At 54.7% G+C, this 8821-nt stretch carries 9 protein-coding genes and 1 pseudogene; 4 read left to right on the top strand and 6 right to left on the bottom strand.

The annotated features are described in order from the left end of the window. Positions 1-92 precede the first annotated feature (92 nt). Positions 93-419 (bottom strand): nuclear transport factor 2 family protein, encoded by a 327-nt coding sequence (locus tag XdyCFBP7245_RS22710; RefSeq protein ID WP_104617623.1) that lies wholly within the window; start codon positions 417-419, stop codon positions 93-95. A gap of 89 nt (positions 420-508) precedes the next feature. Between XdyCFBP7245_RS22710 and XdyCFBP7245_RS22705 the strand changes: the two genes are divergently transcribed. The 4 genes from XdyCFBP7245_RS22705 to XdyCFBP7245_RS22695 all read left to right on the top strand — a co-directional run bounded on the left by XdyCFBP7245_RS22705 (position 509) and on the right by XdyCFBP7245_RS22695 (position 3753). Further along, complete coding sequence (locus XdyCFBP7245_RS22705) at positions 509-853, top strand: winged helix-turn-helix transcriptional regulator (protein ID WP_104617620.1); 345 nt, start codon at positions 509-511, stop codon at positions 851-853. 988 nt (positions 854-1841) lie between these two features. Then, positions 1842-2711, top strand: coding sequence for a ParA family protein (locus XdyCFBP7245_RS22700; protein ID WP_104617619.1), 870 nt, complete (start codon positions 1842-1844; stop codon positions 2709-2711). A 15-nt stretch (positions 2712-2726) separates the two neighbouring features. Continuing rightward, positions 2727-3095, top strand: coding sequence for a hypothetical protein (locus XdyCFBP7245_RS23945; protein ID WP_146091720.1), 369 nt, complete (start codon positions 2727-2729; stop codon positions 3093-3095). 1 nt (position 3096) lies between these two features. After that, positions 3097-3753 carry a nucleotidyltransferase family protein gene (locus XdyCFBP7245_RS22695; protein WP_104617618.1) on the top strand — a complete coding sequence of 219 codons (657 nt, stop codon included), beginning with the start codon at positions 3097-3099 and terminating at the stop codon, positions 3751-3753. A gap of 215 nt (positions 3754-3968) precedes the next feature. Here the strand turns inward: XdyCFBP7245_RS22695 and XdyCFBP7245_RS22690 are convergent, their stop codons facing one another. From XdyCFBP7245_RS22690 to XdyCFBP7245_RS22665, 5 genes and pseudogenes are all read right to left on the bottom strand, one after another. Next, on the bottom strand, positions 3969-5405 hold the full coding sequence (locus XdyCFBP7245_RS22690; RefSeq protein ID WP_211287770.1) for an XVIPCD domain-containing protein: 1437 nt from the start codon (positions 5403-5405) through the stop codon (positions 3969-3971). After that, positions 5402-5962: a hypothetical protein gene (locus XdyCFBP7245_RS22685; protein WP_342352104.1), complete on the bottom strand. Its 561-nt coding sequence runs from the start codon at positions 5960-5962 to the stop codon at positions 5402-5404. Before XdyCFBP7245_RS22685 ends, XdyCFBP7245_RS22690 begins: the two co-directional genes overlap by 4 nt. 267 nt (positions 5963-6229) lie before the next feature. Next, entirely contained in the window at positions 6230-6949 is a 720-nt protein-coding gene (locus XdyCFBP7245_RS22680; RefSeq protein ID WP_244907904.1) for a hypothetical protein, read from the bottom strand. A gap of 60 nt (positions 6950-7009) precedes the next feature. Continuing rightward, complete coding sequence (locus tag XdyCFBP7245_RS22675) at positions 7010-7231, bottom strand: XAC0095 family protein (RefSeq protein ID WP_104617616.1); 222 nt, start codon at positions 7229-7231, stop codon at positions 7010-7012. Positions 7232-7619: 388 nt separating this feature from the next. Then, positions 7620-8732 (bottom strand): annotated as a pseudogene (locus XdyCFBP7245_RS22665) (XVIPCD domain-containing protein); the annotation flags it as partial. Positions 8733-8821 lie beyond the last annotated feature (89 nt).

Raw genomic sequence — 8821 nt, 5'->3', positions numbered from 1 at the left:
GAAATGGCGAAACTCCGAAGATCCAAACGCGATTCTCCGGAACGATGCGGACATTCTGCCCTCTTAGGCCTCGTTGTTCAGACCTTCCCTAGTCAATGAATCTGCAACGCCGCAATCTTGCCGCCCACCAACTGAAACATATGCTCCAGCTGCAACGGGCTCTGCGGGAAATCGCCGGACACCTGTGCAGTGACGCGCACTTGCTCGCCCTGGGTGTGCACGCCAAGCGGCACCACGCAATACGGCGTGGTGGCCTGCGTCTGTGCCAGCCACGCCGAAATGGCCGCAGCGCCACGGTGCTCGCGTCGCTCATCGTGCACCACCGCATCAATGGCAAGGTGCGGCAACAGCTCGGTGGCATCGCCGGCGTTGCTGGCGGCAAAGAAGCAGGCAATGGCGTGGGGCAGGGCAGGCGACATGGCAGCGATGTCCGGTGTAAAGGGGTATGCCATGATCGGCAGCGGCATCACCTGCCGCAAGAACGCACGCAAAGGTAAGTCACGCACCCATGGGAAAGCCGCACACCCCAGACACCGCCGCATGCAATGTCGAAGCCCTGCTCAGACTGATCGAAGGCCGCTGGAAACTGCTGCTGTTCCACCTGTTCGACGGCAAAGTGCAGCGCTACTCGGATCTGGAGCGGCTGATTCCCGCCATCTCGCAGAAGATGCTCGCCCAACAGCTCCGCCAGCTAGAACGCGACGGCCTGGTGCTCCGCACCGTCTACGCGCAGGTACCGCCGCAAGTGGACTACCGCCTCACGCCATGGGGCGAGGCGCTGTGCCCCGCACTGGATGCAATGCTTACCTGGGGCGACGCACGGCAGCTGTTGCCCGAACCCTCGCCGAAATGATGGCTTGCACATTGCTGTGGCACGCCGGCCTTAAAACATCAGGTACATAGCACCGCGCATATCGCCAGATAACTGGCCCAGATAACACACCGGCGGTCTTGCAGTATCTGCCGTATCGCGCGCTGTAACCAGACTTGTGCGGCCACCATAATCGTCATAGTTTCGCCACGCCACCACCGGGGTGGCGTGGAGGTCACACGCATGGCGACCAACGAGAAAACCGGCCCGAACGCGGCCAAGCCTGCAAGCAAGGTCTTGCGTAGCGGCAGCACCGGCAAGGATTCAAAACCGCGGCCGCGTCGGCTTTGAGTCAAGCGCCAGACAAGAGGGGCAAAAAGAAATAAGCGAGCGCTGCAGCAACTTGGTGGAGGCGTTCGCGCAAAGGCGAGGGCCTCCTACCTAAGCGATTGGGTGCGCGCAATCACAGCGGATGAAACCGCTGGCACAAAATGCCGGGTACCCCGCTGACAGCAGCTATACATAACTGTAGGGTACAGACTAAAACGGGGTTTTCATGCATGGGAAGCAGATGGGGAAGTACCGGGTTTACGGCTATGCGGTCATTACCATGGCCGCTTGGGTTAGCTGTGGGCTTGTTGATTTTTTCGCCATTTGCAACGACGTGGCTTGGCTCTTATCGCAGCAGCGCATCCCGCCCGAGTAGGGAGTCAGCGGTGCCATCGCTATCGCGCCCATGTCCATCGCTTGGTTGGTGCTGACCATGGATAGCCGAGCCACATGCTCCTTACTTGCGGGCAGCTCTCAGCGGCACAAACTGCTAGACATACTCACGACGCTAGAACGTCGGCCTCCAATGCTGGTTGGAGTCGAGCTGCTGGTGGGAGAAGCCTATCGTCGCCGATGCTATGCCATGTCGGCAGTGAGAGTGTCACTGAATGTTGAGGTGGGCAAAGATAAAAATCTTGCTTGAGAACTACTCAAATGCAATTAAATAGAAAAATTAATTAATTAAATCAAAGGGAGTACGATGAAATCAATAGCGGTTTTCAATAATAAGGGTGGTGTCGGCAAGACTACACTTGCATATCACTTGGCGAGTGCTATTGCTGAGTTAGGTAAAAAGGTTCTTTTAGTAGACCTTGACCCACAATCCAATCTGACTTTGTATGGATATTCACCTGAGGAACTGGAAGAGCTCTGGAGCGAGGAAGATAATTTCATTGAAGATTTTCCTCAGGCGAGGAAAGTAAGTGCGCAAGAAGAGTACAAGAGAATAATATCTAAGACCCGTTCAATTCACTTCCTTCTAAAGCCGACTGAGGATGGCGTGGATGAGCTAGAAAAAATGCCGCCTCCTCGAAAGCTTACAAATAATCTTGATTTATTGCCGGGCCGTCTTTCAATTCATATGTTCGAAAACAAGGTCGCTAGCCGATGGTCAGAGGCTTATCAAAGTGATCCGCTGGCAATTCGGACGATCACCAACATTAGAAGAATAATTGAAGCTTATGGAGTCGCTGGGAAATACGATTTTGTAATAGTCGACACATCTCCGGCACTTGGTATACTTAATAAGATCGTTATATCCACTTCAGATGCTTTTTTAGTCCCCTGTGCACCTGATATGTTTTCTGTTTATGGAATAAAAAACATTGGGCGTGCACTGAGTACTTGGATAAAAGACTTTTCGCTACTGGAAAAAATAGTCGGTGAGCGACACTCTAAAAGCTTGCCTGTAAAGCCGGTCTCTTTTTTGGGATTCACTATTTATAATGCCAAGAAAAGAAGCGATGCATCTAATGAATGGAAGATTGCTAAGGCGCATTACAACTATGCAAAACAGATTCCAGCTGCTGTATCAGCATATATCCCTAGGGAACCTCTGAATAACTCATGACCCAGCGAGAGAGATTTGCAATCTGGCCTGATCACGACAATCGCCGTCGCTGAAAATCAAGCACTTGCGCGTGATTTAGTCTATTCAAGGCGTCGATCGGAAGCCTATGAAAGAGTTGTTCAGAGCTTCCCTAGTCAGGTTATCAGCAAAAGCATAAAAGGCGTTGTTTCAAATCCAATTGGGGGAACGTCAATCATGTACTCGCATTCGACAATACCTGGAATGTCGCAAAAATACCGAGTGCCGATCTGGGATGTGCCGGATCATGTAAGTTTAAGTTCAGAGGACCGATCAAGTGTGGCCCCGAACCGGGATCAGTATATAGAAACAAAAGCGTCTTACACAAAATTTGCAAAAGATGTAATGGCTAGGCTGGAGAAGTGAGATGGCTCTTTTAAAGAAAAAGGCAGAGTCAGTGGCTAGCATTATGAAGACGATACGCGGGGAGTATCCAGTAATAGAGGGGTTCGGAGTTACAGTGGAAGCAATCTTGACCAAAAACACTAAGGTCGCTCCCGTGATACATTCCTTCAAAAGAAGGCTGAAGTCTGAAAAAAGTATCGAAGAAAAGATAAAGAAAAAGAGACTTGAGGGTGCCTTAGTCAGTTCGGAAAATATATTCTCTGCAATGACTGATATATATGCGGTCAGGTTGATCCATCTCTATCCTCAAGATATTGATGTTATACACGGCGCAATAATCGACCACGCTGCAAAAAGAGATTGGATTCTCGTCGAGAAGCCGAAGGCCTATACTTGGGATCCAGATAGTGTCAATTTCTTGAAGTCGCTAGGCCTTAAGTGTGAAGTAAAGCCGAGTTTTTACACGTCGGTTCATTATTTGGTAAAGCCGAAGAAGAACTCAAGCGCTGTATGTGAAATTCAAGTTCGGTCTTTGCTCGAAGAAGTCTGGGGTGAAGTTGATCACAAGGTGAAGTACAAGGGTTTGAACACTGATGAGCGAGTTGTGGAGCATCTTGCGGTACTCGCTAGATTAATTGGAGCAGGTTCTCGTGTTCTTTCGGCGATACAGAAGAGGTGAATCCTCAAAAATTACAGAGGAGAACTATAGGGTTTTGACCATTTTCATAATTACAGTGACTTCATAGGTACAGTGACGGCGTTAACTTGAATAACGGGGTTAGGTTAAATTATTCGGCTCTAACAATCATTCGTTGATTTAGAGCGCATTTTCTTATCGCGCCGGGGTGCTAAGGGATTTCTACGTTCAAGGAAACAACCTGTGCGCTTTCCTGCCTACAGCATCGGCGCTGGACCTCGCTGTTGCTGCTCTTGTAAACGTTGCTGTTCCAACGACTGTTCCTGCGCCAAACGTTGGTTGACCGTCTCAAGCTGAGCGAAGCTCTCCTGTACTGGCCGCTGAGCCGCTTCCGATGTCGGCATATGTGCGCGCAGCATTGCAGGGTTCTGCAGCTCGCCCTGCACCACGAACAGGTTCTGGGCTGCTGGCGAGTCTCTGGTTTTGTCGCTGAGTAACACGTGATCTACGCGGGTCAAGCCATTGTCTTTGGCCAGCGTCAGCAGGCTAGCCGTCATCCGCTCACTGGTTGCATCGAAGCTGCGGCCATTGGCGTCATCCAGCTGTTCGACCTTGCTGCGAATCTGTTGATGCATCGCGTGGTCTGGATGGCCCGCGTCTGCCGGTGTCAATGAGGGCGCCGGTGCAGCGGGCGTCGCAAGGTTCGGCGTGCTGTTGCCGCGTGCACAGGTTTCCTTGAGCTGGACCATGCCATAGCCGTCCTTGCCCAGATCGACAAGGTTGAAGGTTGATCCCGACCCTAGATCCAGTCCATTGCGCTCTAGCTGCTTTGGTTCCAGGCCGAGCGACTTCAGGTCGACGCGAACCTCCGGAGGCTGCCGATCATGAGCAAGGTGCTCGTAGTTCTTCGCAATGTGGCTGATTGCGCTGACACCGTAGTAGTTGCGATAGTCTGAATCGCCATACGGCCCTAAAGTCCCTCTGCTGTCATAAAAGCACTGCTCCACGGTTTTGGTCAGTGCGTCATTGCGTGCGAACGGACGCGTTGTTAGCTCTTCATATGTCATGCCATTGGCGAACTGCGGTGGGCTTGCCCCTCTGTCCACGCAACGGGTTGTGGAGCGTTGGAGCAGCTCCGCCTCAAGCCGATGATCTGACATCTCTGGATCTTGGTGTTTGATGCGATCGTGCAGGGCACGCATTCCAGAGATCTCTGAAAGAGCTTCATCCTCACGGGTCTTGTCTAAGTAAACACGTGTCGGCTGCGTGAGATCGACCTGATTCTCCCGGTTATCGTGAGCTTCCTGCATGCGACCGCCCATGGTCTTCGCAAACTCCGCCAGCGCCTGGGTACGGTGCTCAGCCAATACACCATGCATCGTCTCGTGACCCATGACCTCCGCCAGGTAGTCGAGACGTCGCTCGCCGCTCAGATTACTGAAAGCTGCATCGCTAATATTGAGGGTGCCGGCCTTCCCATCCTTACCGTCTTGAAAGTGGCCGCCGTTGTTGTGTCCATGTGAGACGGCAATGGCACCAATCTGCCCCTTCTCGATGGCATTACCCAGCAAATTCGAGAGATAGGGTGATGTTGCAAGGGTCTGGCGAATGCTGGATTCTGCTTCCTTGGGTAGGTTGGGATCCTTGGCCATTTCGGCGAGCAAAGGTTCAATCCGCGCATCGACTGGTGTCACGCATCACCTCCGTCGACTTGCAAGCCAAATGCACATTCCCGCGATGGTTCTTCGCCACTCTGATAGATCAACAACGCGACGGAAAAGCCTTGCTTTCCATTGTTGATGGAGCGCCAATGCTGACGTATCCACCCGTTCTGAAAAGGCATCCTCTCGCCCGCCTTGTACCCCATCGCCTCCAACTTTTTAGACAGTGCTGCCGCGTCCCAGATGCAGATTGTAGTGGGCTTGCGAGTAGGGTCCTCGCCACCAGGCAAGCGCACCGAAATCTCCATTCTCGAGAATCCACGTTTCATCGGGAAATGCGTAGCGTAAAGCGTGTAGCCATCGGCCAGTGGTACATCCTTCACCCGGTACCACGGATCCGACGTGTCCAAGGGCGGCCCCAGCTTGATTCCCAGCGCTGCTTCCAGACGCCTGCTACTCATGTCCGCTGGAGTCTTGAATGCATCGACAAAGCGCAGCAGCCGGGCTTCCAGCTCCTGGACGCTGAGGCTGGCGGTGCCGGCATTGATTCCGCTTGTAGTGGCGTCTGCCGTCGCTTGAGGCGCAGACACCTTGCCCGCTGAAGGATGCGCGTGGGCTTCTGTTTCGGAAGGTCGAGCACATGCACTGGATAGCGTAGCTAAGAGCGCTAGCAAGAGCGGTACAGTCACTGAGCGAGAACGCTTCATCATTGTCCTGTTGTGTATCCGGCCTACTGGTTCACGCCATCTTGATCGTACTGCCGCAGGCTAAAGCGATGGCTTGCACTGATCAAGCGAAGAGTTCTGCGGTGGCGACGCACTGATGTCTGATCTTATCGATTCGTAGGTCAACAAGCCTCACGCATCACCTCCATCGATCTGGACTCCATACACGCACTCGCGCCTTGTGCCGCTGGCTGTGGTCGCGTAGATCAGCAAGGCAACCGAAAAACCTTGCGCTCCATTCTGGATGGCACGCCAATGCTGCCGTTGGATGCCGCCTTGGAACGGGCGCTGCCTGCCACGCTTGTAACCCATGGCCTCAAGCTTGGCTGAGAGGTCGGCCGCATCCCAGACGCATGCTGCATCCTGCACGCGCGTGGGGTCGTGCTTGTCTGGCAACCCAATCAGCATGTTGATAAAGGAAAATCCCTTTTTCTCCGGGCTATGCGACATATACAACGTATAGCCATTCGCCAGAGGAAGGCTCCTCAGCACACGCCGTGACACCGCAAGATCCTTCGGTGGATCGAATTTGATGCCCAGCATCTCCTCCACCCGCTTGTGACTCATGTCGCCGGGTTGTTCCAGCGACGCTGTAAATCTCAAAAGCCCGGCTTCAATCTGCTGGATGCTAGGAGTGGCCTTCTGCGTCACGGTGGTTGGCGCAGAACGTGCTTCGGGTGTGGGCGATGGAGCAGCAGGCAGATCGCTCGCTTTCTCAGACGCCCTGGTGCATGCGCTCGACAGCACCGAGGTCAGTGCCAGGCAAAGCAGCAGCGTGAATGAGCGAAAGTTATTCATTGTTGTCTTGTATGCCTGCGCGGCGCGTTGATACAAGGCAAGGTACTCGCCCATGTCCAAACAGGCCAACCCATCGGCTGCAGAGCTGACACGCTGATCGAGACAGGCACAGCGCTAGGGGGCGCTACTCAAATCCTCAAGCACATCGTCCACCTGCTCGGCCAGGTGCTGCAGGCAATGCGCCCATTGCTGCAGCGGAATGGCCGGCATGCTCATGGCGTCTTCCTCGCGCGTTCGCGGTGCGGCCAGGGTGGCAAGCAGGCGCAGTTGATCGCGTACGCGCAGCAGTTGGTATTGCGTGCCTTCGGACATCCAGTAGCCGGGTTCGTCGTGCATGGCGCATCTCCTTGGCCTGAGACGACTCCCGCTGCACAACGCAGCGGGATGCCGGGAGGCTAGAAACCGCACAAAGCCGGCGGGCTTATTCCCCTTGCGGGTGTTGTATTCGCCGCCCTCCCGGCGCAGAAACGCCGAGCCGTGCTCAGTCTTTCGACCGGACACAAAAAACCCACCAAGTTGTCGGAGGCGGGTGCCGCTTTGTGAGGAGTTTCTAGGCTCCGTGTCGGAGTGTGCGGGTGACGGTTGGCAGGGTCAAGCGTGCTGTTTGGCGAGGTCTCTTCACCCGCCATCGTCATTATTTCTCGGTGCTTGCTCGCGCCTGCTCTAGGGTTGCCAGAGATGCCTTTGAGCTCAAACATTCGATAGGCCGTGGTGACCTGAAGCGCTACCGCGTGTGCACGCCTTGGCTCGGCTCACTTATCCCTCGCGCCAGCTCCTGCTGTTGGGCAACTGCTCGTTCCTGGGCGATGGTCTGATTGGCGGCCAGCAGCTTCTGGTCAGATTGTTCGACCGGCGTACGGATCGCCTGATCGATGTCCACATGCACGCGCTTGTGCGCAGGGTCGTCCAGCCTCCCCTCCACTGCGAACACGTTGCCCGTCTTGCCCATCACCACATGGTCCACGCGGCTCAGCGCGTTGTCTGCCAGCGACCGGTCGCCGGCACCCGGATAGGCGTCGCGGTTGTCCTTGCATACGGCCAACAGACTGCGGCTAACGCGCTCGCTCATCTCATCGTAGGGCTTGCCCACCCCTTCATCGATCTTGCGCACGCCATTGCGGATCTGCTCCAGCATGGTGTGGTCGGGGTGTGCGGGATCGTCTGGGCCACGCGGGCCGGTTGCCGCAGGTGCGCTGGGTACAACGGGCACATAGGTGTGGTCCTGCGCCGGACTCACGCTGCCATCTTGGGTGTGATCGAAATGGTGCAAGGTGGGCGGCGTGCTGCTGCTGTCGTGATACGGAAACGGCGTCTTGTTTGGGCCTCGGTCCAGGCCTTCGTTCTCGATAAGGCGCTCCTTCAAGCCCAATGCCGCCATATCGATAGTCACCTTCGGGCGGGCACCTTGATACAGCACGTTTGCCTTGTCTTCTGCCTGCAGGATTTGCTCCACGGCCCACGTGCCGTAGTAGTTGGGGTAGTCCGCAGTGGGCTGCAGTTGCCCAGCCTGATTGCGGTGCTCGCCAATACCCACCGGGCGTTGACCTGGCTGCGCGTAAAGCTGCGAGGGCCGGTCGAAGTAGTGCTGCCCCATCGCTGCAATATTGCCTGGCGATTGGGAGAGAGTTCCGTCTTGATTGAAAGCAAGCCCAGGTTTTGGTAACGCTTTAGTTGAAATTGACGTCTTATCCTGCTCAATGAAATCAAGATTCCTGTCGAGTTTCGTCGCCAGCATGGCATCCAAGCTATTTGCAGCTGGGTTGACCTGCTTCTCGCGACTCAACAATGCATTCCAACCAGAAATCTCGGCCTTTGCCTCATCCTCCCTCCCCGCCTGTGTAATGACCCACTGAAACTCTGCTCAGGTGTTAGTTTTCAGAGGAGACATCGATGAGTGCAGTGATGGACGAAGAACAGATCAAGCGC

The sequence above is a fragment of the Xanthomonas dyei genome (genome assembly GCF_002939865.1).
Taxonomy (GTDB): Bacteria; Pseudomonadota; Gammaproteobacteria; order Xanthomonadales; family Xanthomonadaceae; genus Xanthomonas; species Xanthomonas dyei.
The sequence above is the reverse complement of the archived record's forward strand: the minus strand, read 5'-3'. Positions and strand labels throughout refer to the sequence as shown.

Excerpts from the sequence above, each read along its gene's own strand:
- XdyCFBP7245_RS22710 (WP_104617623.1), bottom strand. The coding sequence starts at position 419 with ATGTCGCCTGCCCTGCCCCACGCCATTGCCTGCTTCTTTGCCGCCAGC.
- XdyCFBP7245_RS22705 (WP_104617620.1), top strand. The coding sequence starts at position 509 with ATGGGAAAGCCGCACACCCCAGACACCGCCGCATGCAATGTCGAAGCC.
- XdyCFBP7245_RS22700 (WP_104617619.1), top strand. The coding sequence starts at position 1,842 with ATGAAATCAATAGCGGTTTTCAATAATAAGGGTGGTGTCGGCAAGACT.
- XdyCFBP7245_RS22695 (WP_104617618.1), top strand. The coding sequence starts at position 3,097 with ATGGCTCTTTTAAAGAAAAAGGCAGAGTCAGTGGCTAGCATTATGAAG.
- XdyCFBP7245_RS22680 (WP_244907904.1), bottom strand. The coding sequence starts at position 6,949 with ATGGGCGAGTACCTTGCCTTGTATCAACGCGCCGCGCAGGCATACAAG.
- XdyCFBP7245_RS22675 (WP_104617616.1), bottom strand. The coding sequence starts at position 7,231 with ATGCACGACGAACCCGGCTACTGGATGTCCGAAGGCACGCAATACCAA.